The following is a 25,525-nucleotide window of genomic DNA, read 5'->3' as shown; positions in this document are numbered from 1 at the left end:
ACAAGCCCCGTCCGGATTCTCTGGAGACTTTCCTGAGTTCGGACGGGGCTTTCGCATGTGAGGCGCAGGCTCCGCCCGTGAGGCGCAGATTTCGCCCGTGGGGCGCAGGCTTCGCCCGTGGGGCGCAGATTTCGCCCGTGGGGCGCGGGCTTCGCCCGTCAGGTACAGACTTGCGCAGGTCGGGCGCAGATTTCGCCCGTGGGGCGCGGGCTTCGCCCGTGGGGCGCAGATTTCGCCCGTGGGGCGCAGATTTCGCCCGTGGGGCGCGGGCTTCGCCCGTCAGGTACAGACTTGCGCAGGTCGGGCGCAGGTTTCGCCCGTGGGGCGCAGGCTGGCGCATGTCGGGCACGGGATTGGCCGACTACCATCAGGCAGCGTGTCCGAGCAGGTGAGCCGACGCGCGGCGGTGACCGCCCTGCTGCTCCTCGCCTTCGCCCCCGCCAGCGCCCCCGGCATCCCCGCCCTCCCCCCGGAGTTGCGTGGCCTGTGGCCAGGAGGCCCCACGATCGTCTCTCACGGCCGGCGCTCCGTCGTCGTGGGCCACGGCGCGGGCTCACTCGGCGAACTGGCCGACAGGGCCGACAGGGCCGGGCTGCGCGTCTCGCAGGTGCTGGGCAGGCCCGTACGAGCCCTGATCGTCGTACCGGAGTCGGCAGGCGAGGCCGCCCGGCTGGCCCGCGCGGACCGGCTCGACGGTCTGGCGGCGCTGGCCGACGGCGGGCGCGTGATCGTCGTGCCCGAGACGTTCGCCACCCTCACCTCCACGGGGAAGGACGTCGTCCTCACCCACGAGCTCACCCATGTCGCGGCCGGTACCGACCACCTCCCCGTCTGGCTCTACGAGGGATTCGCCGACTATGTCGGCTACCGGGACGCAGGGCTGCCCCTGGCGAGCGCCGCCGCCGAACTCGCCGCCGAGATACAGGCCGGACGCTTGCCCAGCGCTTTGCCCGGCCCTGAGGCTTTCGTGGCGGACGGGCGGGACCCGGGCCGGCTGGCGCGTGCGTACCAGGAGGCGTGGCTCGCGTGTCGTTTCCTCGCTGACCGGTTCGGTGAGGGGACCCTGGTGAGGCTCTACCGTGAAGCCCAGGTGGCCGGCGTCGAAAAGGCACTCGCCTCCCTGGGACTCTCCGTCGCCACGCTGACGGAAAGGTGGCGCGCGTACGTACGGGATCGGCTCGTGTGAAGTGCGTACGGGATCAGCTCGTGTGAAGGGGAGGCGGATGAGCGAACAACTGGACGCGGACGACCCTCAAGAGGGCGGAACGGCCACCGCGGCGCGGTCCGGCCGGGGTGCGACGGAGCCCGATGGGGAGGCGCCCGTGGGGAGAAGCGGGCCGAGACGGCAGGCCGCCGTCGCGCTGGTGCTGCTCGGCCTGGCCATCCTGGCCGTGGCCGTCTTCAGCACCCCGTGGGACGTGCTGACGGGCGGCCCGCCGGATCCGGCCCGCGACTTCAGCGCCACGCAGATCGCCAGGGCGGAGGCGTTCGACGTGGCCACGAGCCTGCCGAGCTACCTCTCGCTGGCGCTCACGATCATCTTCGCCGGGCTCCTGGTCGCCACCCCGTTCGGGGCCAAGGTGCTGGGGGTGCTCAGGGGCCCGCGGTGGCTGCGGGTGATCCTCGGCGTCGTGGTGATCACCGCGATCGTCGAGCTGGTCAGGTGGCCTCTGGGTGTCTGGTTCGAGACGATCATGCGGGACTACGGCCTGTCCACCCAGGACTGGGCCGGCTGGGCGGGGGACCGGCTGAAGAACCTGGGCGTGGAGGCGTTCCTGCTCTGCGTGATGCTGCTGGCCCTCGTGGCGCTGGCCCGCAAGGTCAGGCGCTGGTGGATCCCCGCCTCGCTGGGCGCGTTCGCGCTGACGATCGTGGCCTCGTTCGTGTATCCCGTGGTCTTCGAGCCGATGTTCAACGACTTCACCTCGATGCCGCGGGGCTCGCTGCGCGCGAACCTGCTGGAGATGGCCGAGCGCGACGGGGTGCCGGTCGAGGACGTGCTGGTGGCCGACGCCTCACGGCGGACGACGGCGCTCAACGCGTATGTGTCCGGCTTCGGCGCCACCCGCCGCATCGTCGTCTACGACACACTGCTCCGGGCCCCGCCGCGGGAGGTCGAGCTGGTCGTGGCGCATGAGCTGGGCCACGCCAAGCATGACGACGTCCTGTACGGCACGCTCGTCGGCGGCCTGGCCGCCGGGCTGGGCGCGATCCTGCTGTTCCTCGTGTTCGACCCGCTACGACGGCGCGTGGGCGTCACCTCGATCACCGATCCGCGGGCGGTCGGCGCGATCATGGGCCTGATGACCGTCGGCTCACTGATCATCGGCCCCGCCCAGAACCTGATCAGCCGGCACATCGAGGCCAGGGCCGACGTGCACGCGCTCGACCTCACGAAGGACCCGGGCACGTTCATCGCGATGCAGAAACGGCTCGCCGTAACCAATATTTCCGACTTGTCGCCGGATGCGGTGGAATATGTGCTCTATGCCTCCCATCCTTCCAGCCCTGAGCGCATCGCCATGGCCCGCTCATGGGCCAAGCTGAACGGCATCCCCGAGCCGTGATCAAGGTGCTGTTCGTCACGAACGACTTCCCACCCAGGCCGGGCGGCATCCAGTCGTTCGTGCACGGGCTCGCGCTGCGCACGCCGGGCGTGGTGGTGTACGCCCCCGCCTGGCCGGGCAGCGCGGAGTTCGACCGGCGGCAGCCGTACCGGATCGTGCGGCATCCGACGCGGCTCATGCTGCCCACTCCAGCCGTCGCGCGGACGGCGGCCGGGCTGGTGGCCGAGCACGGCGCTCACACCGTCGTGTTCGGCGCGGCGGCGCCGCTCGGCCTGCTCGCCCCGCGCCTGCGGCGGGCGGGCGCGCGGCGGGTGGTGATGCTCACCCACGGCCACGAGGCGTCGTGGGCGAGCGCGCCGGGCTTCCGCGCGGTGTTGCGCAGGATCGGCGAGAACGCCGACGTGGTGACGTATCTGGGCGAGTACACGCGCGAGCGGCTGGCCGCCGCCATCCCGGCCGGCAAGCTCGTACGGCTCGCGCCCGGCGTGGACGTCGGGCAGTTCCACCCCCGCACGCCCTCGCGGAATCTCAAGGCCGACCTGGGCCTGTCCGACAGGCCGGTGGTCGTGTGCGTGTCGCGCCTGGTGCCGCGCAAGGGCCAGGACCAGCTCATCGCGGCCTGGCCCGAGGTCCTGCGCTCGGTGCCGGACGCGGTGCTGCTGCTGGTGGGCGGCGGCCCGTACCGGAAGACGCTGGAGCGGCTGGCGGGCGGGCGGGAGTCGATCAGGTTCGCCGGGACGGTGCCGGCGGCGAGCCTGCCCGGCTACTACGCGGCGGGCGACGTGTTCGCGATGCCGTGCCGTACCCGGCTGAACGGGGTGGACGTGGAGGGGCTCGGGATCGTGTTCCTGGAGGCGTCCGCGACCGGGCTGCCGGTGGTGGCGGGCGCGTCCGGCGGCGCGCCCGACGCGGTGCGGCACGGCGAGACCGGGCTGGTGGTGAACGGCGAGGACGCCGGCGAGGTGGCGCAGGCCATCGTCGAACTGCTGACCGACGCGGAGAAGGCGCGCAAGATGGGCGCGGGCGGCCGCGACTGGGTCGCCCGCGAATGGGCGTGGGAGCAGGTGGCCGCCCGCTTTCACGCCCTGCTCTAGCCGGAGGAGCGGACGAGCCGCGCGACGAAGCCCGCTAGGGCCGGCGATGGTGCTACCGGCAGGCGAAGCCCACTAGGGCCGGTGATAGTGCTACCGGTAGGCGAAGCCCACTACGGCCGGCGATAGTACTACCGGCGGGCGGAGCGCGCTCCAGCGTAACCGTTCGGAACGACCCGGACGGAGCCGCGACGTTTCGGACGCTCATCGCACGTCTTCCCGTCGCCTGCCGTCGCGGACATAGCCTGGCGCCATGAGCTCGATGCGGCGCAGTGCCGCAGAAGCCGCGGGTTTAGTCTGGCGCGCCGGCCCGGTCCGGGCGGTGTGCCACGCATGCGTCACCCTGGTCCAGGCCGGACTGCCCGTCGCGGTCGCCTGGCTCACCAAACTCATCCTCGACGACCTGGTCCGCGGGGCCCCGGTGGGCGAGCTGACGGTCCTGCTCGTCCTCATGGTGGCCGTCGGCGTCGCGATGGCCGTGCTGCCGCAGGTCGGCACGTACGTCGGGGCCCAGATGGGCAGGCAGGTCTCCCTGTACGCCCTCGACCGGCTCTACCTCGCGATGGAGCGCTTCGTCGGCCTCGCCCCCTTCGAGGCCCCGGCCTTCCTCGACCGCCTACGGCTCGCATCGCAGGGCGGCCAGCTGGCCAGAACCCTCATCAGCACCGCCTTCGAGCTGGGCAGGGCCGTCCTGACGCTCGGCGGCTTCATCACCTCGGTCGTCGTGATCTCCCCGGTGATGGCCGGAGTCGTGCTGGTCGCGGGCATCCCGGCGCTGGTCGCGCAGGTGGCGCTGGCCAGGCGGCGGGCCAAGCTGATGCTGGACATCGCCCCCTCGCAGCGCCGCGAGTTCTCCTACTCCCACCTGCTCACCAGCGTCGAGGCGGCCAAGGAGATCCGGCTGTTCGGCCTGGGGGCGTTCCTGCGCCGCCGCATGCTCGCCGAGCGCGAGAGCGCCAACGTCGCGGAGCGGACCATGGAGCGCGGCGAACTGTCCATCCAGATCGGCCTCGAACTGCTCGGCGCCCTCATCGCCGGCGGCGGGCTGGCGTGGGCGGTGCTCGCGGCCCGGTCGGGCGCGATCACGATCGGCGACGTGTCGATGTTCATCGCCGCCGTGGCGGGGCTGCAGGGTGGGATGTCGTCGCTGGTCCACGGCCTGGCGGGCACCCACCAGTGGCTGCTGATGTTCGGCCACTACGCCGACGTCGTGCACGCCGAGCCCGACCTGCCCGTGGCCGCCTCGCCCGTCCCGGCCGGGCCGCTGGGCACCGGCATCGAACTGCGCGACGTGTGGTTCCGCTACGCCGACGACCTGCCCTGGGTGCTGCGCGGGATCACGCTCACCCTCCCGTACGGGCAGGCCATCGCCGTCGTCGGGCTCAACGGCGCCGGCAAGAGCACCCTGGCGAAGCTGCTGTGCCGCTTCTACGACCCCGTGCGCGGGTCGATCCACTGGGACGGCGTGGACCTGCGCGACCTGGACCCGGCCGAGTTGCGCACCCGGCTCGGCGTGGTGTTCCAGGACCACATGACCTACGACATGAGCGCCCGCGACAACATCGCCGTCGGCGACCTGACCGCGATGGACGACCTCGACCGCATCCGCGCCGCCGCGGCCCACGCCGGCGTGGACGAGACCATCGCCGAGCTGCCCGACGGCTACGACACGGCCCTGACCAGGATGTTCTTCCTGTCGCTCAAGTCGTCCAAGCGGCCGTCGACCGGGGTGGTGCTGTCGGGCGGGCAGTGGCAGCGGGTGGCGCTGGCCAGGGCGTTCCTCCGGGAACACGCCGACTTCATGATCCTCGACGAGCCCAGCTCGGGCCTGGACCCTGAGGCCGAGCACGACGTGCATCTGCGCATGCGCCGCTACCGCACCGACCGGACCAGCCTGCTGATCTCCCACCGGCTCAGCGCGGTGCGGGAGGCGGATGTGATCGCGGTGCTGGAGGATGGGACGATCGTGGAGCTGGGCGGCCATGAGGAGCTGATGGCGGCCGACGGGCTGTACGCGCGCATGTTCCGCGTCCAGGCCAGCGGCTACCAGGACGGCGCGCCGCCCCTCAGCCCAGGGACCGCCCGCGGCCCGCAGGCCCATCCGTGAGGCGCCTCAGCCAGTAAGGAGCAGCTTACGCCCGCAGGCGTGGGGCGCCTCAGCCAGTAAAGGAGCAGCTCCCGCCCGCAGGCGTGAGGAGTCTCAGCCGGTGAGGAGCAGTTCACGCCGGCGCAGGACCTCGCGGGGGCTGTTCCAGCCGAGCACGGCCGTCACCCGGCCGCCGCGCAGGTAACGGGCCGTGAACCGGCCGCCGTTCCCGCCTTCGGTCAGTTCGGCGTCGGCGCCGTCGGGTGTGCCGTAGACCTGGAGCTTGACGTCGTACTGGTCGCTCCAGAAGTACGGCGTGACGGACAGGGGCCGGGGATCGCCCAGGATCGTCCTGGCCACGGCCCTGCCCTGGTCAGTGGCGTTCGTACGGTGCTCGAAGCGGGCCCCGTCCCACCGGTCACCGTCCCACCGGTCACTGTCCCACCGCGCCACGTCCCCGGCCGCGTACACCCCGGGCGCGGCCCGCCCGAAACCGTCGCACAACACGCCGTCGCCCACCGGCACCCCCGACCCGGCCAGCCAGCCGGTGGCCGGGACGGACCCGATCGCGACCAGCACCACCTCGGCCCCGGCCACGCTCCCGTCGTCCAGCTCCACCCCGGTCACCCGCCCGCCCGACGACGTCAGGCCGCCTGCCGTGACGCCGGTGCGCAGCCGTACACCGTGCTCGCGGTGCAGGGCGGCGACCCGCGCACCCACCGCCATCCCCAGCGGCCCGGCCAGCGGCACCGGACCCGGCTCCACGACCGTCACCTCCGCGCCCATCCCGCGGGCCACGCCCGCCACCTCGGTGCCCAGGAAGCCGCCGCCGATCACCACCAGCCGGGGCCGCCCGAGCAGCGCGGCCCGCAGCCGCACCGCGTCGCCGAGCGTCCGCAACACCTGCACGCCCGCCACCCCTTCCATGTACCGGGGCCGCCGCGCCCGCACCCCGGTGGCGATCACCACCGTGTCGTACGGCACCTGCTCGCCATCGCCGATCCCGACCACCCGCCGCTCCAGATCCAGCGAGGTGGCGGCCCGGCCGGTGAGCAATTCGGCACCCAGCTCGCCGGCGGACGGCCGCAGCAGCACCCGGTCCGGCTCCCACGCCCCCGACAACACCTGCTTCGACAGCGGCGGACGGTCATAGGGCGGGTGGGCCTCATCCCCGACGAGCGTCAGACGCCCGTCGAACCCGCCCTCGCGCAGCGTCTCCGCCACGGTCAGCCCGGCGACGGACGCCCCGACGATCACGACCCGGCGCCCTGCCCCGCTCACGGGCGCACCCGGATGGCCCTGGCCGGGCATCTGACGGCCGCCTCGCGGACCGCCTCCGCGAGCCCGTCCGGCGGTGTGGCGTCCAGCACCACCACGACACCGTCCTCCTCGCGCTGGTCGAAGACCTCCGGCGCGGCCAGCACACACTGCCCGCCGCTCACGCAGGCCTCCACGTCGACCTCGATCCTCATCTCCGAACCCCTCCTCACCAGGTCACGGGCAGCGCGTGCAGCCCGAACATGATCCCGTCGGTCTTGAACGGCAGCTCCTCAAGAGCGGACGCCAGCCGCAGGTCCGGCACCCGGCCGAAGAGCGTGTCGAAGACGATCTCCAGCTCCATCCGGGCCAGGTTCTGCCCCAGGCACTGATGGATGCCGTAGCCGAAGGCGACGTGGTGGGCGGCGTCGCGGCGCACGTCCAGCTCGTCCGGCCGGTCGAAGGCGGCCGGGTCGCGGTCGGCCGCCGCACCGAGGCTGAGCACGCTCTCACCCGCCCTGATGCGCACGCCGCCGACCTCGATGTCGCCGGTGGCCACCCGGGCGGTGACCAGGTCGGCGACGCTGAAGTAACGCAGCAGCTCATCCACCGCGTTCCTGGTCAGGGCCGGGTCCCGGCGGAGCTCGGCGAGCTGGTCAGGGTGTTCGAGCAGCGCGACCGTGCCCAGGGCGATCATGTTCGCCGTGGTCTCGTGGCCCGCGATCAGCAGCCCGGACGCCAGGCTCACCATCTGCTCGCGGTCGTAGACGCCCGCCTCGACGTACTTGGCGATCAGCCGGCCGAGCAGGTCCTCGCCGTCCGGCCGCTCCCTCTTCGCGGTGACGAGCCCGTCCAGGTACGTCATCAGCCCCACGAACGCCTCCGTGCTCTCCCGCGGGTCGCTGCCACGGGAGAGGATCAGCCGGGTACGCCGCTGGAAGTCGTCCCTGTCCTCGTACGGCACGCCGAGCAGCTCGCAGATCACCAGCGAGGGAACCGGCAGCGCCAGCGCCTCCACCAGGTCCGCCGGCTTCGGCCCGGCCAGCATGGCCTCGACGTGCTCGGTCACGATGGCCCGCACGCGCGGGCGCATCGTCTCCACCCGCCTGACCGTGAACTCCCCGGCCACGAACTGCCGGTGCATGGTGTGCTCGGGCCGGTCCATCCCGCCGTACGACGGTTTGACCCGGGCCTTGCCGAGCGCCCGCTGCGCCGCCGGGAACACGACGGGGAAGTCGGGGCGGGTGCGGTCGGAGCTGATGTGCGGGTCGCTGAGCACCTGCCTGACCTCCTCATATCCGGCGACCAGCCAGGCGGGCCGCCCGGAGGCCAGCTCGTGCCGGGAGACGGGCGGGAGGTCCTTGTACTGCTCCGGCGGGGCGAAAGGGCAGGTCCTGCGCCACGGGAACGTGTCGTCGGCCATGAATCCTCCTAAGTGGATGATTTCTTCCGCTTCGACTGTACGCCGATACGGAGGAATTCGTCCAGTTATGCTGGTCGACGACGGAGAGGGGTGCATGAGCATGAGGGCCGACGCGCGGCGCAACCGCGACCAGATCCTCGCGGCCGCCAGGAAGATCTACCTGGCGGAGGGCTTCACGGTGCCGATGGACGAGATCGCCCGCGCCGCCGGGGTGGGGGTGGGCACCCTCTACCGGCGCTTCCCCGACCGCGACGCGCTGCTCAGAGGGCTGGCCATCGACGCCATCCAGCAGGTGACGGCGCTGGGGGAGATCGCCTGGCAGGAGGAGCGGGACGCGTGGAGCGCGCTGCGCCGCTTCGTCCACGAGGGCAGCGAGCTGAACAGGGTGGTGGCGGCGGTGCGACCGCACCTGATCGACGCGGTGCCCGACGACGAGGAGCTGTTCCAGGCCGGGGTGGCCTGGTTCGAGCTGCTGTCGAGGATGGTGGTGGCGGCGCAGGAGGCGGGCGACATGCGCGGGGACGTGGCCCCTGGCGACGTGCTGCTGATGCTCAACCTGCTGACCCGGCCGCTGGCGGGGCTGCCGGCCGAGCTGGGGGCCGGGTTGCCGGATCGTTTCTCGGACGTGATGTTCGACGGGCTGCGAGCGGACTCCCCGACCCCGCTGTCCGGCGCGCCGATCACGCGATGGTGGGCGTGAGGAGGACCAGGCCCGGCCCGCCGGCCGCAGCGGGTCAGGGCGGGCGCGCCGATCATCGGGCCCGTCGGGTCGTGCGGGACGGCCGGTCGTACTGGTGGTCTGTCAGCCGCCGCCAAGGGAAACGATCTCGCGTGGAATTTCTCTCATGGCCGGCACGCTGGGAGGTGACGTAGATGTGAGATTCAAGTGACCAGGTTGTGAGGAGTGTCACATGAGGATCGGGGAGCTGTCCCGCGAGACGGGAGTCGGCCCGAGGCTGCTGCGCTACTACGAGGAGCAGGAGTTGCTGACCTCCTACCGCGCCGACGGCGGCCACCGCCACTACGACCGGGAGGCCCCGGTCGTCGTACGCCGCATCCGCACGCTCCTTGCCGCCGGCCTGCCGACGAGGGTCATCAGGGACGTGCTTCCCTGCGTGTCGGGATCGGGCGACATCCTCGACGCCTGCACCCTCGGCCACCTGCGGCAGCGGCTCACGGGCCTGGAGGAGCAGCTGGCCGGGCTCCAGGCCACGCGCGAGATCCTGGCCGGCATCGTCACGGCCACCGAGCGGTCAGGCGCTCCCGCGGCGGTCTGACCCAAGGCCGGGCCGCTCTACGATCGCGAATCGTAGAGCTCGTCGATCTCCTTCGTGAAGTCCCGCATCACCACGTTGCGCTTGACCTTGAGCGTGGGCGTGAGGTGCCCGCTCTCCTCGGTGATGTCGGTGTCCAGGATCGTGAACTTCTTGATCTGCTCGGCCTTGGACACCGACAGGTTCGCCCGGTCCACCGCCGTCTGGATCTCCGCGCGGATCTTGGGGTCGGACCGCAGCTCCGCGACGGTCGAGCCGGCCGGCACGGCCTCCGGGTCGAGCGTGATCAGGGCCCCGACGAACGGCCGCCCGTCACCGACGATCATGGCCTGGGAGATCAGCGGGTGCGCCCGCAACGCGTCTTCCAGCGGCCCCGGCGCCACGTTCTTGCCCGCCGCCGTCACCAGGATCTCCTTCTTGCGCCCGGTGATCCGCAGGTAGCCGTCAGAGTCCAGTTCGCCGACGTCGCCGGTGTGGAACCAGCCCTCGGAGTCGATCACGTCGTCCGTGGCGGCGTCGTTCTTCCAGTAGCCGAGGAAGACATTCCTGCCCTTGGCCAGGATCTCCCCGTCGTCGCCGATGCGCAGCGTGACGCCGGGCAGCGGCTTGCCGACGGTGCCGATCTTGTTGGCGCCCGGCATGTTGACCGAGACCGGGGCCGAGGTCTCGGTCAGGCCGTAGCCCTCGAAGACCTCGATGCCGACGCCCCTGAAGAAGTGGCCGAGCCGGTCGCCCAGCGCCGAGCCGCCGCACACCGAGGCCGAGAGCCGGCCGCCGGTGGCCGCGCGCAGCTTGGAGTAGACGAGCCGGTCGAACACGGCCCGCCGCAGCCGCAGCCCGAGGGGCGCGCCTCCCGCGCTCTCCGCCTTGCTCCAGGCCACCGCCACGTCCACCGCGCTGGCGAAGATCTTGCCCTTGCCGCCCGAGATGGCCTTCTGCTCGGCGCTGTTGTAGACCTTCTCGAACACCCGGGGCACGCCCAGCAGGAACGTCGGCTTGAAGTCCTGCAGGTCGGGGGCGACGTTCTTCATGTTCGGGGTGTGCGCCATGACCGCGCCCGCCTCGATCAGCACCACCTGGATCATCCGCGCGAAGATGTGCGCCAGCGGCAGGAACAGCAGCGCGGCCGGGTCCTTGCGGGCGAACAGCGGCTCCAGCGGCCCCCGCAGCACGTTGAGCGCGGTGAACAGCAGGTTGTCGTGGGTGATCCGGCAGCCCTTGGGTCGGCCCGTGGTGCCGGAGGTGTAGACGATCGTGGCCAGGTCGGAGGAGGTCACGCGCTGCCTGCGCTCGTCCACCTCGGAGCCGGTGACCGCGCCCGTCTCCAGCGCGCCGTCCACCCGCCAGAGCGCCTTCAGCTCGGGCGCCGCCTCCTTCACGGCCTCCTCGTGCGCGTCCAGCTCCACGAACGCGGCCTTGGCCTCGCTGTCGTGCAGGATCCACCTGACCTGCTCGACCGAGGAGGTCTCGTAGACCGGCACGGTCACCGCGCCGACGGACCAGATGGCGTAGTCGATGAGCGTCCACTCGTAACGCGTGCGGGACATGAGCGCGACCCTGTCGCCCTGCTCGACACCCGCCGCGATCAGTCCCTTGGCGATCTCGACCACCTGGTCGCGGAACTCGGCCGCGGTGACGAGGGGCCAGCCGGAGCCGATCTTGCGGCGCATCACCACGGCGCCTGGCTCCTGCTCCGCCCGCCGGAAGACGGTGTCGGCCAGGCCCGCGGAGGCCGGCACATCCACCAGGACGGGGACGCTGTACTCGCGCACGAACTCAACTCCTCTTGGGGGACCGCCTGGACGTTACCCTCTCAAGTTACGCGCCGGTAGCTCCGTCATTGAGGTGTGATGGAGGGCATTTCTCACGCTAGCAGTCGGCACCCGTAGAGTTTCCCCCATGAGGGTCCATGTAGTCAGCGACGTCCACGGAAGGGCCGACGCGCTGGCCACGGCGGGTGACGGGGCCGACGCGCTGATCTGCCTGGGCGACCTGATCCTGTTCGTCGACTACGACGACCACGCGCAGGGCATCTTCGCCGACCTGTTCGGCGAGGACAACGCCAGGGAGTTCATCGCGCTGCGCACGGTCAAGCGCTTCGACGAGGCCAGGGCCATGTCGGCGCGGTTGTGGGCGACGCTGGAGGGCGATCCGCGCGAGCACATCGAGCGCAACGTACGCGCCCAGTACGCGTCCCTGTTCGCCGCCATGCCGGCCCCCGCCTACCTCACCTACGGCAACGTCGACATCCCGCGGCTGTGGGCCGACTACCTCGGGCCGGGCCACCGGGTCCTCGACGGTGAGGTGGCCGAGATCGGCGGCCTGCGGTTCGGGTTCGTGGGCGGCGGGCTCAAGACCCCTTACCGCACCCCGCACGAGATCACCGACGAGGAATACGCGACCAAGGTCGAGGCCGTCGGCGCGGTCGACGTGCTGTGCTGCCACATCCCGCCCGCCCTGCCCGAGTTGCTGTACGACGTGGTGGCCCGGAGGTTCGAGCGTGGCAGCGAGGCCACCCTGGAGGCGATCAGGCGTACACAGCCGCGCTACGCCCTGTTCGGCCACGTGCACAATCCTCTCCACGCGCGCGCCCGCGTGGGCCGTACCGAATGTGTGAACGTGGGTCATTTCCGGGGAAAGGGCGTCCCGTACGTCCTCGAATGGTGATCTGAGCAGCCCGTCCGGGGGTCCGCCGCAAGAGGCGGTTTGTGCACTACGGTGGTCGCATGGCTGATCGCACCACTTCGAGCACCAGCATCGGCGCCGGGCGCGCCGAGGTCATGGCGGTCATCGCGGACTTCCCCTCCTATCCGCAGTGGGCGGGGCAGGTCAAGGACGCCGAGGTCCTCACCAGTGACGAGGACGGCAAGGCGCGGACGGTGCGCTTCGCCCTGGACGCGGGTCCGATCAGCGACACCTACACCCTCGGCTACACCTGGCAGGGCGACGACGGCGTGAGCTGGCAGGTGGTCGAGCCGGGGAAGATGGTCTCCGACCTCAGGGGAAGTTACCGGCTGGCCGACACGGGCAGTGGCACTGAGGTGACGTACGAGCTGACGGTCGATCTGAGCGTCCCCATGATCGGCCTGATCAAGCGCAAGGCGGAGAAAGTGATCGTGGACGCCGCGCTCAAGGGCCTCAAGAAGCGCGTCGAAGGCCGCTGAGTTGAGCCCGCGGGTCCTGCTCTTCACCGGCAAGGGCGGCGTCGGCAAGACGACGGCCGCCGCCGCGACCGCCACGCTCGCGGCCGGCCGCGGCCTCAAGACGCTGATCGTGTCCACCGACACGGCACACTCGTTGTCCGACGCGCTCGCGGTCGAGCCGGGCGAGATCGCGCCCGGCCTGCACCTGCACCAGGTCGACACGCAGAAGACGCTGGAGCGCCACTGGGGCGAGCTGCGCGACTACGCCAGGGGAGTGCTCGTCGAGCTGGGCCTCGACGAGATCACCTCCGAGGAGATCACCGTGCTGCCGGGCGCGGAGGAGATCATCGCCCTGCTGGAGCTGCGCCAGCACGCCCGCGACGGCCGCTGGGACGTGATCGTGGTCGACTGCGCGCCCACCGCGGAGACGCTGCGGCTGCTGGCCCTGCCCGAGGCGCTCGACTGGCACGTCTCCCGTCTCATGCCGGTCGGCCGCAAGGTCATGCGGCTCGTCTCGCCGTTCGTGCGCAGCGTGGCCCGCGTCAGCGCCCCCGGCGACGACGTCATGAGCGCGGGCGAGCGCTTCCACCGCGGTCTCATGGAGGTGCGCGAACTGCTCACCGGCGACCACGCCTCCGTGCGGCTCGTGCTCACGCCGGAGTCCGTGGTGCTCGCCGAGGCCAGGCGCACCCTGACCTCGCTCAACCTGTACGGCTACCGCGTCGACGCCGTCATCGCCAACCGGGTCTTCCCCGCGGAGGGCGCCGACGAGTGGCGCGCCCAGTGGGTGGCGGCGCAGTCCCGGCTGCTGGCCGAGGCGGAGCAGTCGTTCGCGCCGCTGCCCATCCACGTCGTGCCCTACCTGCCCGCCGAGCCCGTCGGCAAGGACGCGCTGTCCGAGGTGGGCGCCTCGATGTACGGCGAGTCCGACCCGTTCGCCGCCCACTCCGTCGAGCCGCCGCTGCGGATGCACGCCGACGGGCTGGAGCTCGACCTGCCCGGCGCCGACCGCGACGACATCGACCTGGCCCGCAAGGGCGACGAGCTGATCGTCACCGCGGGGCCGTACCGGAGGATCCTGGCACTGCCCGCGGCGCTGGCCCGCAGGAAGATCAACAGCGCCGTGCTCAGGGGCGGCGTGCTGCGTGTGACATGGGCGCCCGCTGAGCCGCTCGCTGAGGCGGGGTCTGCACTACCGTTCGAGTCGGGAGCGAATCCGCGGCCTGACGAGTTGAATGGATGAGCGACCCATACGCAGGGAGGGCCAGAATGACCGAGAACAACAACGGCAGACAGACCGACAGGGACACCGGAGACACCGGCAGGGACCCGATCGGCACCGTCGCCGACGAGGCGCGCAAGTTGTTCGAGTCGATCCAGGGGCGGGCCACACGCCAGGTCGGCAAGAGCGTGTTCAACTCCTTCACCGGCGGTGGCCGTAAGGAGCGGGACGTGTGGGAGGAGGCCGTGTCCGAGTCCCACGACGAGTACATCTGCCGCGCCTGCCCGGTCTGCCGGGCCATCGCGGCGCAGCGGGAGTCCGGCGGCGAAGTGACGGGGCACCTGGTGGCGGCGGGCGGTGAGTTGTTCGCCGCGTTCCGCGGCGCTCTCGACGCGCTGAGCAGGCCCACCCCTCGCGGGCCGCGAGACGACCGCGACCGGCGCGACGACGTGGAACACATAGATCTCGGATAGGGAGACACGGGGCATGCTCACGATCGGTGTCGACATCGGCGGAACGAAGGTGGCCGCCGGCGTGGTCGACGACAATGGCGAGATCGTCGAACACACGCTCAGGCCTACCGCCGCCGACCGCCCGGACGTGGTGGCCGAGACGGTGGCCGACGTCGTTCGCGAGTTGTCCGCGGGCAGGGAGATCGAGGCCGTAGGGGTGGGCGCGGCCGGGTTCGTCGACGAGAGCCGGTCGATGGTGCGCTTCGCCCCCAACCTCGCCTGGCGCGAGGAACCGCTGCAGAAGAAGATCAGCGGCCTGGTCGGCCTGCCCGTCGTGATCGAGAACGACGCCAACGCCATGGCCTGGGGCGAGACCCGGTTCGGGGCGGGCAGGGGCCAGTCCCACGTGGTCTGCCTGACGCTCGGCACCGGCATCGGCGGCGGCCTGGTCATCGACGGCGCGCTCTACCGGGGCCGCTGGGGCATGGGCGCCGAGCTGGGCCACATGCAGGTCCTGCCGGGAGGGCGGCTGTGCGGGTGCGGCAACATCGGCTGCTGGGAGCAGTACGCCAGCGGCCAGGCCCTGGTCAAGGATGCCAGGGAGATCGCCGCCGCCGAGCCTGACCGCGCCCGCGTCCTGCTCGGCCTGGCCGACGGCACGATCGAGGGCGAGGAGATCACCGAGGCCGCCCGGCAGGGCGACGACGCCTCGCTGGCCGCCTTCCGCAGCCTGGCCGACTGGCTCGGGCAGGGCATGGCCGACCTGGTCGCCATCCTCGACCCCGGCTGCTTCATCGTCGGCGGCGGCGTCTCACGGGCCGCCGACCTGTTCATCGACCGGGCCAGGGAGACCTTCGCCGAACGGCTCACCGGGCGCGGGCACCGGCCGCTGGCCGAGATCAGGCTGGCCGAGCTGGGCGCCTCCGCGGGCGTGGTGGGCGCCGCGGACCTGGCCAGGCAGCGCTGAGCGCGTAGCGCCGCCGTACATGACGGATCAGGGAGCGCGGCGATCGACCAGGGCCGCGCACGCGTGACGATCAGGGTCGGGACCTACAACCTGCACGGGATGCGTGACGACGCCGCCGCGCTGACCAGGGTCATCGCCGCCGCGCGCGCCGACGTGCTGTGCGTGCAGGAGGCGCGCAGGTCCGGCCGCTGGCGGGCCAGGCGGGCCGCGCTGGCGGCGTCGGCGGGGCTCGCGGTGGCGACCCCCGGCAGGGTCGGCGGCGTGGCGGTGCTCGTCGGGCGGCGCCTCCGCGTGTTGCACGCCGAGAGCCACGCGCTGCGGCCCTTCCTCGGGCTGGAGCGGCGCGGGCTGGCCGTCGCCGTGGTGCAGGCCGAGGGGACGCGGCTGGCCGTCGGCTCGCTCCACCTCGACCTCAGCGCGCCGGCCCGCATGCATCACGCCGCCGAGGCCGTGGCGCTCATGGAACGGGTCGCGGGGGCGTACGAGGCCGCGATCGTGCTCGCCGGCGACGTCAACGAGCAGGCGCACCAGCCGGCCTGGCGTTACCTCGCCGGGCGGCTGGCCGACTGCCACGCCGTGGCGCCCGACGGCGACGGGCTGAGCTTCCCCGCGGCGAGCCCCTCCGCGCGCATCGACGGCGTGTTCGCCGCGCGCGACCTGCGTGTCGTGTCGTGCGGGGGAGTGGACGCGCCGATCGCCGATCTGACCGGGGCCAGTGACCATCTGCCGGTAGTGGCGGAGTTGCGAGTTGGGCACTAAAGGGCAAGACAGGCTCACCAGCCCGTAGCATTTCCTCATGACCCGTCGCTATCAGCGGCGTGCGCTCTCTCTGATCTTGGCGACGTTCGTGGCCTTGACACAGGTCACGCCCGCCGCGCATGCCGATCCCCGCCCCGCCCAGATCGAGGCGTGGCAGCAGTCGACCAGCGTGCGTCTCCAAGCAGACGGCTCGCTCTCCGACGTGCTGGCGATCTCCTCGACCGACGTGTGGGCGGTGGGTCAGCAGGAGATCTGGGACGTGTGGAAGAACCGCGGCACCATCCGCCACTGGAACGGCAGCCAGTGGGCCGAGGTGGGCATCCGCGACGCCACGGCCGCGGGCAACCTGCGCGGGCTGGCCGCCGACTCGGCGTCCGACGTGTGGGCGGTCGGCGACGGGCACGACGGGCTCCCCTACCTGGCGCACGGCGACGCGGGCGGGTTCGACCGGGTCAGGCCGCAGGGCATGCGGGCCGGAGACTGGCTCGGCGGCGTCGACGCCAAGTCCGGCCGGATCGTGGCCGTGGGCAGCCGCGAGAAGAACGGGCTCATCCTGACCGGCCAGGGCAACTCCTGGACCGTTCAGGAGACCAAGGAGGAGGGCGCGCTCTACGCGGTGGCGGGCGGCTTCGCGGTCGGCGACACCGGCACCGAGCCGCTGATCGAGCACTACTCCGGCGGCTCGTGGAAGTCCATGCCGCTGCCCTCCATCCCCGGCGGCTACCTGCGCGACGTGCAGGTCGACAACTCCAAGCGGGCGCTGGCCGTGGGCGGCGTCTACCGCGGGCCCGGCGACATCGCGCCGCTCGTGCTGACCTGGAACGGCAAGCGCTGGCGCCAGCTCGGGCTGCCCGGCTCCGAGGCCAGGCTCTACGGGGTGACCGGCGACGGCAAGGGCCGCTACTGGATGACCGGCTACGACCCCTCGCGGGCGGCCGAGCCGTTCGTGACGCGCTGCGACAAGGGGAAGTGCGAGACGATAAGGGGCGAGGCCAAGAAGGGCAGCAGCAGCGTACGCCTGCAGGGTGTGACCTATCTGGCCGGCAAGGGGACGGTGTGGGCGGTCGGGCACGCGGTCGACACCGGCGACCGCTACACCGACGTGGTCGAGACGTTCGCCCCCAGGACGACCGCCCAGAAGTCGTAGGAGCCCTTAGAGGACGGCCCCGTCGTCCCAGCCGGAGTCGTTGGGCGGGCCGTCGCCCATCCGCACCACCAGCGCCACGAACCCGCCGATGAACGCCGCCACCGCCGTGAACAGCGCCCACCCCTCCATGTGCCAGCTCGCCATCGCCGCGACCAGGAGATAGGCGGGGCCGCCGAAGAGCGCCACCCACGCCAGCTTGGTCGTCAGGTCCAGCTTGGGCAGCGGAGGCGGGGGCGGGGGCTCGAAGTGCCCCTCGTCCTCCTCGTCGTCCGCCTCGTCCACCGGGTCGTCGTCCAGCGGCGGATCGTCCTCGTCCGGAGGCTTGACCACCCGGCGGGTGGGCTCGGCGGGGACGTTCTCACTGTCCGGCCATGGCTGGTCGGCCGAGTCGCGCTCGGCTGTGTCGTTGAAGGACGCGACGATCTGCCGCCAGACCTCGTCCTCGTCACTCTGGGGCGTCACCTAGATGGGCCTCTCCGCAGCGATCGCGACTTCCCCCTGGGTGCGATCAGTCCCTCTGCAAGGGTACCGAGGCATGTGTCCGGATGAAGTCGAGGCTCCCGGCAAAGATCCTGTCGGCATCGTTGTCCAGCGTCGCAACATGGTAGCTATCGGTAAGCTCCTCGATCGTGGCCTGAGGGACCTTCTCACGGATGATCGCGACACTCGTGGGCTTGACCACGTGGTCCTCCGCACTGTGGAAGACCAGCAAGGGTTGTGTCACCTTAGCCAGGTCGGCCTGCACCAGCGACCACAACCCCGGCAGCGAGGCCGCGGCCTTCACCGGGGTGCGCGTGTAGGCCAACTCGGTCACGCCGGGTTTCTTGACGTCGTTGGCGACGCCGGGCACCGACGGCACGAACCATTTGAGCAGCGGAGCGAGCCTCATCAGCGGCACGTCGTTCGCGATCGACGGGTTGACCAGCAGCAGACCCCTGATCGCCGCGCCGTGCACCTCGGCGAGCCGCAGCGCCAGGCAGCCGCCCAGCGACAGCCCCGCCAGGAACACCTCCGCGCAGCGGCCCTGGAGGTCCGCGAACGCCTTCTCCACCTCGGCGTACCAGTCCTCCCAGCGAGTACGGTTCATCTCCTGCCACCTGGTGCCGTGCCCGGGCTGACGGGGCAGCGAAACACTGATCCCGTGCCCGGCCAGATACTCGCCCCATGGCCGCATCGACTGCGGCGTGCCGGTGAAACCGTGGCACAGCAGCACGCCGATCTGGCCTGCATCGTGGTGGTAGGGCTCCGCGCCTGGCATGAGCGGCATAACAGCTCCTCCGTGCTGTTTCATTCCAGCAATTTCCGCTGGAACGGCCCGATCGTCGCACGTTCCGGGGTATTTGTGCGAGAGGTGATGTAGGAGCATAGCCCTCGAGATGGGAAGATGACTCTGCCGCTGCCAAGTGCTCGCCGACGAATGCGCAGGAAGAGGTGCCAGGGTGTTCTACTGGGTGGTCAAGGCCATCTTGGGGCCGTTCCTGCGCCTCGTGTTCAGGCCGTGGACCGAGGGCGGCGAAAACGTCCCCAAGCAGGGCCCCGTGATTCTGGCCGGCAACCACCTGTCCTTCGCCGATCACTTCTTCGGCCCGCTGCAGATCCGCCGCAAGGTGATCTCGCTCGGCAAGGCCGACTACTTCACAGGAAGCGGCATCAAGGGCTTCTTCACCCGGCTGTTCTTCAGCGGGGTCGGCACCGTGCCGATCGACCGCTCGGGCGGCAAGGCCAGTGAGGCGGCGCTGCGCACCGGGCTGCGCATTCTGCGCGAGGGCCACATCCTGGGCATCTACCCCGAGGGCACCCGATCGCCTGACGGCCGCCTCTACAAGGGCAAGACCGGCGTGGCCCGGCTCGCCCTGGAGTCGCGGGTGCCGGTGATCCCGTGGGCGATGGTCAACACCTACGAGATGATGCCGCCGGGGCGGCCGCTGCCCAAGCTGGGCATCCGGCCGGGGGTGCGGTTCGGCAAGCCGCTCGACTTCTCCCGCTACTACGGCATGGAGGACGACCGGCTGGTGCTGCGCGCGGTGACCGACGAGATCATGTATGCGCTGATGGAGCTGTCAGAGCAGGAATACGTCGACAAATACGCCGCCAGCGCCCGGGTCGAGCTGGAGCGCGCCGCCCGCGCCGCCGCGGCCAAAGGGTAGGGGGTGACCTCCGTGCGTCCGCTGGAGGCGGTCACACGGAGGATCGTAAGGCCTCTTCCGTCTTCTGCATGGCGCTGGTCATCGCGTGCAGCTCCTCGCGGCTGAGCCGGTCGATCAGGTAGGCCCGCACGACCTCCAGGTGCCCCGGCGCCACCCGCCGCAGACACCCCATCCCCGCCTCTGTGAGCACCGCCAGCACGCCGCGGTCGTCGGACGGGCAGTTCGCCCGCTCCACCAGCCCGGCCTTCTCCAGCTGGGTCACCTGGTACGTCAGCGCGCTCTTCGACACCACGACGCCCCTGGCCAGCTCAGTCATGCGCATTTGCCGCCCGGGGGCGTCGGCGAGCCGCACGAGGATCTCGTACTGGGGATGCGTGAGCCCGGCGGCGGCTTTGAGCTGCTCCTCGATGCGCCGCTCGAGCAGGTGGGATGTGGAGAGGAACGCGCGCCAGGCGGCCATCTCCGTCGCGTCTAGCCATCGGGGGTCCGTCACTGCAACAGTGTACTGTCGTTCAGATTTGAACAATCGCTGCTAGAGTTGTCGTTCAAATCTGAACGACCATCTGAGGAGGGCGCATGGTGGACCAGGCGCGTCCCGTTGTCCTGCTGCTCGCCAGGATCGCCGTCGGCGTGATCTTCCTGGTGCACGGCTACCAGAAGTTCGCGACCATGGGGATCGCGGGCACGACCAAGTTCTTCGAGTCCGCCGGCATCCCGCTGGCCGGCGTGGCCGCTCCGGCCGTGGCGGCCCTGGAGGTCGTCGGCGGCCTGGCGCTCATCCTGGGCGTGGCGCTGCCCGTCGCCGGCACGCTGCTGGCGCTCGACATGCTGGGCGCGATCGTCTTCGTGCACGGCGCGAACGGCCTGGCCGGCGACGGCGGCTACGAGTTCGTGCTGGCGCTGGCCGCGGCCAGCCTGGCGGTCGGCTTCACCGGGGGCGGCGCGCTCGCCCTCGACGGTGCCCTGACCCGCCGCCGCCGCACCGCCGCCGTCTCCGTCTGACCGCGTCGCGAAGGGGCCCCGACGCCCCCTCCTCGCCGAGGGGCCCCAACGCGCTCCGACGGCCGAGGGCTCTACGCGCTCCGGTCGCCGAGGACCCCGCGCACCCGCTCCCGTAGCCAGGCGTGCGCGGGGTCGGCGTCGTAGCGGGGATGCCACAGTCGTCCTCGCCGGGGGCCTGCTGACGAGCTGGTGGCTCAGGACAGGTGCGCGCGGATCTGTCTGATGTGCTCGGGCGTCGTACGGCAGCAGCCGCCGATCAGCGACGCCCCCGCCCGCTCCCACTCCTTGGCGGCCTGGCCGAACTCCACCGGCTCCGCCAGCCCCCGCCAGCCGCGCAGGCCCGCGTCCCACGTCTCGCCCGAATTCGGGTAGACCACCACGGGCAGCCCACCGGACAGGCACGCGATCAGCCCGGGGATGTGGCGCGGCGCGGTGCAGTTCGCGCCGACGGCCACCACCTGCGGGTTACCGCCGAACAGGGCCGCGGCCTCGCGGATCGGCGTGCCGTCGTTGAGGTGCTCGCCGTCGCGGCACGAGAAGCTCACCCACGCCTTCACCCCGGGTGTGCCGGCCAGCAGCCTGACCAGCGCCCTCGCCTCCGCGTAGGACGGGATGGTCTCGCAGGCCAGCAGGTCGGCCCCGGCCGAGGCGAGGATCTCCCAGCGCGGCAGGTGCCAGGTGTAGAGGCCGTCCTCGTCGAGGTCGTAGTCGCCGGTGTATTCGGCGCCGTTGGCCAGATAGGCGCCGTACGGGCCCACCGAGGCCGCCACCAGCCCCCGCCCCGCCTCGTCGCGGGCCTGACCGGCCAGCTCGACCGCCAGCCGGATCAGCCGCTCCGCCTCCGCGGAGTCCAGCCCGCGCCGCGCGAACCCGGGCAGCGTGGCCTGATAGCCGGCGGTGGTGGCCACGTCGGCTCCCGCCGCGAAGAAGTCCGCGTGCGCGCGCCTGATCAGCTCGGGCTCCTCCAGCAGCAGCCGCGCCGACCACAGCTCGTCGGCCAGATCCGCGCCGAGCCGCTCCAGCTGGGTGGCCAGCCCCCCGTCCAGGACAAGTGTCGTCACTTCTCCAGGGTACGAGCACGTGGGCGGCCCTGGGACGCGCCGGCCACGTGGCCGAGCCTGGCCGGCGTGTCCGCCTCCGCCATCACGCGGGGCCCGGGGCGGAGGTCAGGTGCGCCTCCAGAAGCGCTCCTGCCTCCGCGATCACATGAGCCGGTCAGGTGCGCTTCCAGAAGGGGCCCCGCCGCCTGTCACCGGGAGTCCCCGGCCGTCCGTCACCGGGAGTCCCGGGCCGTCCGTCACCGGGAGTCCCCGGCCGCCCGGGGGCCGGTGACCCGGTGCCGGCGAGCGTGGCCAGGACCTCGACGGCGCGATCGTGCAGCGCCCGCGCGTCCACGCCGGGCCGCTCGGCCGACTCCAGCTCCCGCGCCAGCGCCTCCAGCTCGGCGTTCCCCCCGAGGTAGGCCGCCAGCGCCGTCAGCCGGGTGCCCAGATCCGCCAGGTACAGCAGGTCAGGCGCCGGAAGCGCGTTGAGGCGGTCGAGTTCGGCAACGAGCTGCGGCCGTACCGACTCCAGGCGGTGCCCCGCCCGTCCCGCGTAACCGCGCGAGCCCCCGCCGCCGGGCATCGCGGGCATCGCCTGACCGGGCATCGGCGGCCCGCCGTACGCGGGCGCGCTCTGCGGCTGACCCCCGCCGAACCCCTGGTCGAGCAGGCCCGCCTCGGGCATCCGCATCCGGGGCGAGGGGGCGGAGGAGGCGGCCAGCATCACGTTGGCGCCGAAATGGCCCGCGCCGAACGCCCCTTGCGGCTGCTCCCACCCGCTCGGCGGCTCCACCGGCTGGATGACGCGGTGCTCGGGCCCGCCCTCGCCGGCGACCTGCCGGGTGTCGACGGCCACGTACGCGGTGAAGCGGCACAACACGCCGTAGTCGAGGGACGTGCGCACGATGCGCTGCTCCAGGTCGTGCTCGCCCATCGCGTACCGGTCCTCCAGCTCCCGCAGGTGCGCGCGGGCCCAGACAGCCCGGATGGCCGGATTGTCCACCCGCACCCCCGCCACCCGCTCCTCCCACGGCGTGCCCGCCGCCATCCCGCGAACGGTGACCGAGGTGCCCTCGCGGTATCGCCCGTACGCGCGCAGCGGCACGCCGGGGAAGATCGAGCCCAGGTGGGTGACCGTGTCCGGCTCGATCTCGAGATCCTTGAGCTGCAGGTCGGTGACCAGGGGAGCGCCGATCCTGCGGTGGATGTGCTCCATGGCGGCGTCGAGACGGTCCTCCGACTCGACCAGCTCGCACCGGCCCGCGCCGAGCCCGGCCAGCCGGCCCAGGAACCCGGCGTTCACCGCCCGGTCGATGCCGACGGTGTGCACGCGCATGGCCGACAACGCGCCGCCCGCCTGCTCCAGGATCTGGTCCTCGTTGCCCACCTGCCCGTCGGTGACCAGCACCACGACGCGCTCCCGCTCGCTCCGGCCGCCCAGCAGCGCGATGGCCTGGCGCAGCGGTTCGAGCAGTTCGGTGCCGCCGCGCGCGTCCACCCGGGCCAGGTGCTCGACCGCGCGGTAGCGGTTGCGGTCGGACGCCTCCACCAGCCCCTCGAACGCCTCCTCCACCACCGAGTCGAACGCCAGCACCGCGAACCTGTCCCGCGGTGTCAGCGTGTCCACGATGCGCGCGGCGGCCCGGCGGGCGCAGACCATCTTCCAGCCGCTCATGCTGCCGGAACGGTCGAGCAGCAGCACCAGGTCGCGCGGGGCGCGGGTGGCCTGCAGCGGCGGCGGGAGCACGGTCAGCGCGAACGTGCCCCTGTCGTCAGGCCCGCCGTCGCGCCGCTCGTCGAGCTGCAACGACGTGGAGGCGTCGAACGACATCCGCAGGATGAAGTCGCGGTCGAGGCGTTCGCCGGGACGCACGCGCATGGTGTGCCCCTCCTCCTCCACCACGTGCAGGCTGGAGGCCAGCTCGCGCAGCTCCAGCCCGGCGGCGTCCAGGGTCGCGGTCAGCGACAGCCGCACGGGGTCGGGGAAGCCGGGCAGCAGGACGGGCGGGCTGATCCTGGAGGCGTCCGGCACGGCGTCGGTGTCGGGCGCCGCGCCGTCACCGGCCGGCGGGCCGTCGATGGGGCTGCCCGGGATGTAGCGCGGAGCCACGACCAGCGGGAACCTGAACGTGGCCGCGCCGTCCTCGTACGGGAGCGGCTGGCTCATGCTCAGCTTCACCGAGACGCGCTCGCCGGGCAGGATGTTGCCCACCCTGATCGTGAACACGTCGGGCCGGTCCTCCTCGGCGATGGCCGCCCGCCTGCCCTCGCGCAGCGCCCGGTCGTAGTCCGCCCTGGCCTCGCCGCGCTCCTTCAGCATGCCTTCGACCACCCGGTCGTCGGCCTCCATGCGGAACCCCGTCACGGCCGCCCGGTCGGGCAGCGGGAAGACGTACGTGGCCTCCAGCGTGACGTCGAACGGGTTTCTGAACCCCTGCGTGACCTCGACCCCGGCGACGAGGCCTGAGATGCCGGCGGCCACGTCCACGCTCTCCAGCGGCAGGTTGCCCCGCTCGGTCCGCAGGGCGCCGAACCCGGCGTCGGGCACCGGCAGGCACCGTGCGGGCTCCAGCGACGTGATGTTCATGTCAGCTCCCTCTCTTCGAGCACCGCGAGCAGCGGTCCTGCCGCCGCCAGCACCGCCTTGATGTCCTCCTCGGACGGGACCCGGCCCGCGTCCAGCACGATCCGCACCCCGTCCCTCAGCCTGATCCCCGTGACAGCCCGGCCACGAACCGCGACGTCATCGGCGCTCTCGCCGGCCGGATCGCCACCCGGCCGGGGACCTGCTCCAGCGTCGAGGCGCGCCCCCGTGTCCCGCGCCCCCGTGTCCCGCGCCCCCGTGTCCCGCGCCCCCGTGTCCCGCGACTGCGCGGTCCCAGTGCCCGGCCGTTCCGCCCAGAACCGCTCGCGCACCGGCTCACCGTCCGTCGCTCGCGATGTGCCCGCCGGGGCCCCGGCCGCCCACGTCTCGCCGGCCACCGGAGTGTCATCCAGCCCCGCCGCCGTCTCCAGCATGCGATCCGTGGCCCCCGCCAGGGCCGTCTGGATCTCGGCGATCGAGCGCCCGGCCGCCTGCAGCCGCTTCACGGCCACGATCTGCAGCAGGTGGCGCCGCCCGTACCGCGCGATTCTGCCGCGTCTGGTCAGCGGCGGGTCCACCAGCCCGATCGTCGTATACCACCTGATCAGCCGCTCCCCGGGCACGTCACGGACCCGCCCGTTGGCAGCGGGCGGCGCGCCGTCGCGCAGCGCGAGGGCCGCGTGCTCGGCCAGCTCGCCGATCGTCCAGGTGTCACTCATACCTCCACAATTACACTGTCACTATTACACTGTCAATGACGGTTCGGATCGGAAGAAGCACAGCCGGATTTGCGTTGATTCATGTGTAAAGTCCGATAGACGGGGAGGAATGACGACATGGCTACGATCACCGGCCCACTTTCGGGCGACGCCAGGAACACCGTCGCGGAAGCCCTGCAAGGCGCCCTGGTCGATCTCATCGATCTCTCACTGGTCGCCAAGCAGGCGCACTGGAACCTCATCGGCTCCCACTTCCGCCCCCTTCACCTCCAGCTCGACGAACTCACCGAGCTGGCCAGAAACCACATGGACACCATCGCGGAGCGCGCCGTCGCCCTCGGGGTCAACCCGGACGGCCGCGCCGCCACGATCTCCCGCTCCACGAAGCTCTCCCAGCCGGAGAGCGGCTGGCTGGAGGACGGCAAGGTGGTGGCGACCATCACCGACGTCCTCGACGGCATCAGCAAGCGCATGTACGAGCGCATCCGGGCCACCGACGAGCCTGACCCCGTCAGCCAGGATCTGCTGATCGCCGTGGCGCAGGACATCGACAAGCAGCACTGGATGTTCCAGGCCCAGCGCTGACGCATCGCGAGAGAGCCCGGGCGAGGTGGCCCGGGCTTTCGCATGCCGTAAGCGGCA

At 71.9% G+C, this 25,525-nt stretch carries 26 protein-coding genes; 16 read left to right on the top strand and 10 right to left on the bottom strand.

Annotated features, from left to right (window positions below; translation table 11 throughout):
* The first annotated feature begins 376 nt into the window (after positions 1-376).
* The 4 genes from ACFPZ3_RS52270 (at position 377) to ACFPZ3_RS52255 (ending at position 5,765) form a co-directional block, all read left to right on the top strand.
* Complete coding sequence (locus ACFPZ3_RS52270) at positions 377-1,186, top strand: gluzincin family metallopeptidase (protein ID WP_379521926.1); 810 nt, start codon at positions 377-379, stop codon at positions 1,184-1,186.
* A gap of 37 nt (positions 1,187-1,223) precedes the next feature.
* A complete protein-coding gene (locus ACFPZ3_RS52265) occupies positions 1,224-2,567 on the top strand; it encodes a M48 family metallopeptidase (protein WP_379521925.1) in 1,344 nt (447 codons plus the stop codon).
* Entirely contained in the window at positions 2,564-3,661 is a 1,098-nt protein-coding gene (locus tag ACFPZ3_RS52260) for a glycosyltransferase family 4 protein (RefSeq protein WP_379521924.1), read from the top strand. The genes ACFPZ3_RS52265 and ACFPZ3_RS52260 overlap by 4 nt, the downstream gene beginning before the upstream one ends.
* Positions 3,662-3,911: 250 nt before the next feature.
* The gene (locus tag ACFPZ3_RS52255; protein ID WP_379521923.1) at positions 3,912-5,765 is read left to right on the top strand and encodes an ABC transporter ATP-binding protein; all 1,854 of its coding nucleotides are present in this window, start codon (positions 3,912-3,914) and stop codon (positions 5,763-5,765) included.
* A gap of 93 nt (positions 5,766-5,858) precedes the next feature.
* Here ACFPZ3_RS52255 and ACFPZ3_RS52250 read toward each other — a convergent pair whose 3' ends face one another.
* The 3 genes from ACFPZ3_RS52250 to ACFPZ3_RS52240 are packed head-to-tail and all read right to left on the bottom strand — an operon-like array spanning position 5,859 to position 8,424.
* Positions 5,859-7,025, bottom strand: a complete 1,167-nt coding sequence (locus ACFPZ3_RS52250; protein WP_379521922.1) for an NAD(P)/FAD-dependent oxidoreductase — start codon at positions 7,023-7,025, stop codon at positions 5,859-5,861.
* On the bottom strand, positions 7,022-7,216 hold the full coding sequence (locus tag ACFPZ3_RS52245; protein WP_379521921.1) for a ferredoxin: 195 nt from the start codon (positions 7,214-7,216) through the stop codon (positions 7,022-7,024). The genes ACFPZ3_RS52250 and ACFPZ3_RS52245 overlap by 4 nt, the downstream gene beginning before the upstream one ends.
* A 14-nt stretch (positions 7,217-7,230) precedes the next feature.
* Positions 7,231-8,424, bottom strand: a complete 1,194-nt coding sequence (locus tag ACFPZ3_RS52240; RefSeq protein WP_379521920.1) for a cytochrome P450 — start codon at positions 8,422-8,424, stop codon at positions 7,231-7,233.
* Between the two features lie 94 nt (positions 8,425-8,518).
* Between ACFPZ3_RS52240 and ACFPZ3_RS52235 the strand changes: the two genes are divergently transcribed.
* Complete coding sequence (locus ACFPZ3_RS52235) at positions 8,519-9,124, top strand: TetR/AcrR family transcriptional regulator (RefSeq protein ID WP_379521919.1); 606 nt, start codon at positions 8,519-8,521, stop codon at positions 9,122-9,124.
* A 211-nt stretch (positions 9,125-9,335) separates the two neighbouring features.
* A complete protein-coding gene (locus ACFPZ3_RS52230) occupies positions 9,336-9,701 on the top strand; it encodes a MerR family transcriptional regulator (protein WP_379521918.1) in 366 nt (121 codons plus the stop codon).
* Positions 9,702-9,718: 17 nt separating this feature from the next.
* Here the strand turns inward: ACFPZ3_RS52230 and ACFPZ3_RS52225 are convergent, their stop codons facing one another.
* Complete coding sequence (locus ACFPZ3_RS52225; RefSeq protein ID WP_379521917.1) at positions 9,719-11,470, bottom strand: AMP-dependent synthetase/ligase; 1,752 nt, start codon at positions 11,468-11,470, stop codon at positions 9,719-9,721.
* A gap of 127 nt (positions 11,471-11,597) precedes the next feature.
* Here ACFPZ3_RS52225 and ACFPZ3_RS52220 point away from each other — a divergent pair, with 127 nt between their 5' ends.
* From ACFPZ3_RS52220 to ACFPZ3_RS52190, 7 genes are all read left to right on the top strand, one after another.
* Positions 11,598-12,365, top strand: a complete 768-nt coding sequence (locus ACFPZ3_RS52220) for a metallophosphoesterase family protein (RefSeq protein ID WP_379521916.1) — start codon at positions 11,598-11,600, stop codon at positions 12,363-12,365.
* Between the two features lie 59 nt (positions 12,366-12,424).
* Entirely contained in the window at positions 12,425-12,862 is a 438-nt protein-coding gene (locus tag ACFPZ3_RS52215) for an SRPBCC family protein (protein WP_379521915.1), read from the top strand.
* A 1-nt stretch (position 12,863) separates the two neighbouring features.
* Positions 12,864-14,084: an ArsA family ATPase gene (locus ACFPZ3_RS52210; protein ID WP_379521914.1), complete on the top strand. Its 1,221-nt coding sequence runs from the start codon at positions 12,864-12,866 to the stop codon at positions 14,082-14,084.
* A gap of 26 nt (positions 14,085-14,110) precedes the next feature.
* A complete protein-coding gene (locus tag ACFPZ3_RS52205) occupies positions 14,111-14,536 on the top strand; it encodes a DUF5304 family protein (RefSeq protein WP_379521913.1) in 426 nt (141 codons plus the stop codon).
* A 13-nt stretch (positions 14,537-14,549) separates the two neighbouring features.
* On the top strand, positions 14,550-15,482 hold the full coding sequence (locus ACFPZ3_RS52200; RefSeq protein ID WP_379521912.1) for an ROK family glucokinase: 933 nt from the start codon (positions 14,550-14,552) through the stop codon (positions 15,480-15,482).
* Positions 15,483-15,545: 63 nt separating this feature from the next.
* Positions 15,546-16,241 (top strand): endonuclease/exonuclease/phosphatase family protein, encoded by a 696-nt coding sequence (locus ACFPZ3_RS52195; protein ID WP_379521911.1) that lies wholly within the window; start codon positions 15,546-15,548, stop codon positions 16,239-16,241.
* Positions 16,242-16,278: 37 nt separating this feature from the next.
* Positions 16,279-17,388, top strand: coding sequence for a hypothetical protein (locus ACFPZ3_RS52190; RefSeq protein WP_379521910.1), 1,110 nt, complete (start codon positions 16,279-16,281; stop codon positions 17,386-17,388).
* A gap of 6 nt (positions 17,389-17,394) precedes the next feature.
* Here the strand turns inward: ACFPZ3_RS52190 and ACFPZ3_RS52185 are convergent, their stop codons facing one another.
* Both ACFPZ3_RS52185 and ACFPZ3_RS52180 read right to left on the bottom strand, forming a co-directional pair.
* On the bottom strand, positions 17,395-17,850 hold the full coding sequence (locus ACFPZ3_RS52185; RefSeq protein ID WP_379521909.1) for a hypothetical protein: 456 nt from the start codon (positions 17,848-17,850) through the stop codon (positions 17,395-17,397).
* 46 nt (positions 17,851-17,896) lie between these two features.
* Positions 17,897-18,655, bottom strand: a complete 759-nt coding sequence (locus ACFPZ3_RS52180; RefSeq protein ID WP_379521908.1) for an alpha/beta hydrolase — start codon at positions 18,653-18,655, stop codon at positions 17,897-17,899.
* A gap of 172 nt (positions 18,656-18,827) precedes the next feature.
* On the opposite strand from ACFPZ3_RS52180, the gene ACFPZ3_RS52175 reads away from it, so the two are divergent.
* Positions 18,828-19,535 (top strand): lysophospholipid acyltransferase family protein, encoded by a 708-nt coding sequence (locus ACFPZ3_RS52175; protein WP_379521907.1) that lies wholly within the window; start codon positions 18,828-18,830, stop codon positions 19,533-19,535.
* Positions 19,536-19,566: 31 nt separating this feature from the next.
* Here the strand turns inward: ACFPZ3_RS52175 and ACFPZ3_RS52170 are convergent, their stop codons facing one another.
* The gene (locus ACFPZ3_RS52170) at positions 19,567-20,028 is read right to left on the bottom strand and encodes a MarR family winged helix-turn-helix transcriptional regulator (protein ID WP_379521906.1); all 462 of its coding nucleotides are present in this window, start codon (positions 20,026-20,028) and stop codon (positions 19,567-19,569) included.
* Between the two features lie 83 nt (positions 20,029-20,111).
* Here ACFPZ3_RS52170 and ACFPZ3_RS52165 point away from each other — a divergent pair, with 83 nt between their 5' ends.
* Complete coding sequence (locus tag ACFPZ3_RS52165) at positions 20,112-20,537, top strand: DoxX family protein (protein WP_379521905.1); 426 nt, start codon at positions 20,112-20,114, stop codon at positions 20,535-20,537.
* 194 nt (positions 20,538-20,731) lie between these two features.
* Here ACFPZ3_RS52165 and mmuM read toward each other — a convergent pair whose 3' ends face one another.
* The 3 genes from mmuM to ACFPZ3_RS52150 form a co-directional block, all read right to left on the bottom strand.
* A complete protein-coding gene (gene mmuM / locus ACFPZ3_RS52160) occupies positions 20,732-21,598 on the bottom strand; it encodes a homocysteine S-methyltransferase (protein WP_379521904.1) in 867 nt (288 codons plus the stop codon).
* A 154-nt stretch (positions 21,599-21,752) separates the two neighbouring features.
* Entirely contained in the window at positions 21,753-24,167 is a 2,415-nt protein-coding gene (locus ACFPZ3_RS52155) for a VIT domain-containing protein (protein ID WP_379521903.1), read from the bottom strand.
* Positions 24,164-24,883 carry a helix-turn-helix domain-containing protein gene (locus ACFPZ3_RS52150; RefSeq protein ID WP_379521902.1) on the bottom strand — a complete coding sequence of 240 codons (720 nt, stop codon included), beginning with the start codon at positions 24,881-24,883 and terminating at the stop codon, positions 24,164-24,166. The genes ACFPZ3_RS52155 and ACFPZ3_RS52150 overlap by 4 nt, the downstream gene beginning before the upstream one ends.
* Before the next feature lie 117 nt (positions 24,884-25,000).
* On the opposite strand from ACFPZ3_RS52150, the gene ACFPZ3_RS52145 reads away from it, so the two are divergent.
* Complete coding sequence (locus ACFPZ3_RS52145) at positions 25,001-25,468, top strand: Dps family protein (protein WP_379521901.1); 468 nt, start codon at positions 25,001-25,003, stop codon at positions 25,466-25,468.
* Positions 25,469-25,525 lie beyond the last annotated feature (57 nt).

The organism is Nonomuraea insulae, from assembly GCF_042656245.1.
This window is presented reverse-complemented; position numbering and strand designations above follow the sequence as displayed.

What these genes read in the sequence shown, in the direction of transcription:
- ACFPZ3_RS52265 (WP_379521925.1), top strand. Translation starts at nt 1,224, where the DNA reads ATGAGCGAACAACTGGACGCGGACGACCCTCAAGAGGGCGGAACGGCC.
- ACFPZ3_RS52255 (WP_379521923.1), top strand. Translation starts at nt 3,912, where the DNA reads ATGAGCTCGATGCGGCGCAGTGCCGCAGAAGCCGCGGGTTTAGTCTGG.
- ACFPZ3_RS52245 (WP_379521921.1), bottom strand. Translation starts at nt 7,216, where the DNA reads ATGAGGATCGAGGTCGACGTGGAGGCCTGCGTGAGCGGCGGGCAGTGT.
- ACFPZ3_RS52240 (WP_379521920.1), bottom strand. Translation starts at nt 8,424, where the DNA reads ATGGCCGACGACACGTTCCCGTGGCGCAGGACCTGCCCTTTCGCCCCG.
- ACFPZ3_RS52235 (WP_379521919.1), top strand. Translation starts at nt 8,519, where the DNA reads ATGAGCATGAGGGCCGACGCGCGGCGCAACCGCGACCAGATCCTCGCG.
- ACFPZ3_RS52230 (WP_379521918.1), top strand. Translation starts at nt 9,336, where the DNA reads ATGAGGATCGGGGAGCTGTCCCGCGAGACGGGAGTCGGCCCGAGGCTG.
- ACFPZ3_RS52220 (WP_379521916.1), top strand. Translation starts at nt 11,598, where the DNA reads ATGAGGGTCCATGTAGTCAGCGACGTCCACGGAAGGGCCGACGCGCTG.
- ACFPZ3_RS52215 (WP_379521915.1), top strand. Translation starts at nt 12,425, where the DNA reads ATGGCTGATCGCACCACTTCGAGCACCAGCATCGGCGCCGGGCGCGCC.
- ACFPZ3_RS52205 (WP_379521913.1), top strand. Translation starts at nt 14,111, where the DNA reads ATGACCGAGAACAACAACGGCAGACAGACCGACAGGGACACCGGAGAC.
- ACFPZ3_RS52200 (WP_379521912.1), top strand. Translation starts at nt 14,550, where the DNA reads ATGCTCACGATCGGTGTCGACATCGGCGGAACGAAGGTGGCCGCCGGC.
- ACFPZ3_RS52190 (WP_379521910.1), top strand. Translation starts at nt 16,279, where the DNA reads ATGACCCGTCGCTATCAGCGGCGTGCGCTCTCTCTGATCTTGGCGACG.
- ACFPZ3_RS52180 (WP_379521908.1), bottom strand. Translation starts at nt 18,655, where the DNA reads ATGCCGCTCATGCCAGGCGCGGAGCCCTACCACCACGATGCAGGCCAG.
- ACFPZ3_RS52165 (WP_379521905.1), top strand. Translation starts at nt 20,112, where the DNA reads ATGGTGGACCAGGCGCGTCCCGTTGTCCTGCTGCTCGCCAGGATCGCC.
- ACFPZ3_RS52155 (WP_379521903.1), bottom strand. Translation starts at nt 24,167, where the DNA reads ATGAACATCACGTCGCTGGAGCCCGCACGGTGCCTGCCGGTGCCCGAC.
- ACFPZ3_RS52150 (WP_379521902.1), bottom strand. Translation starts at nt 24,883, where the DNA reads ATGAGTGACACCTGGACGATCGGCGAGCTGGCCGAGCACGCGGCCCTC.
- ACFPZ3_RS52145 (WP_379521901.1), top strand. Translation starts at nt 25,001, where the DNA reads ATGGCTACGATCACCGGCCCACTTTCGGGCGACGCCAGGAACACCGTC.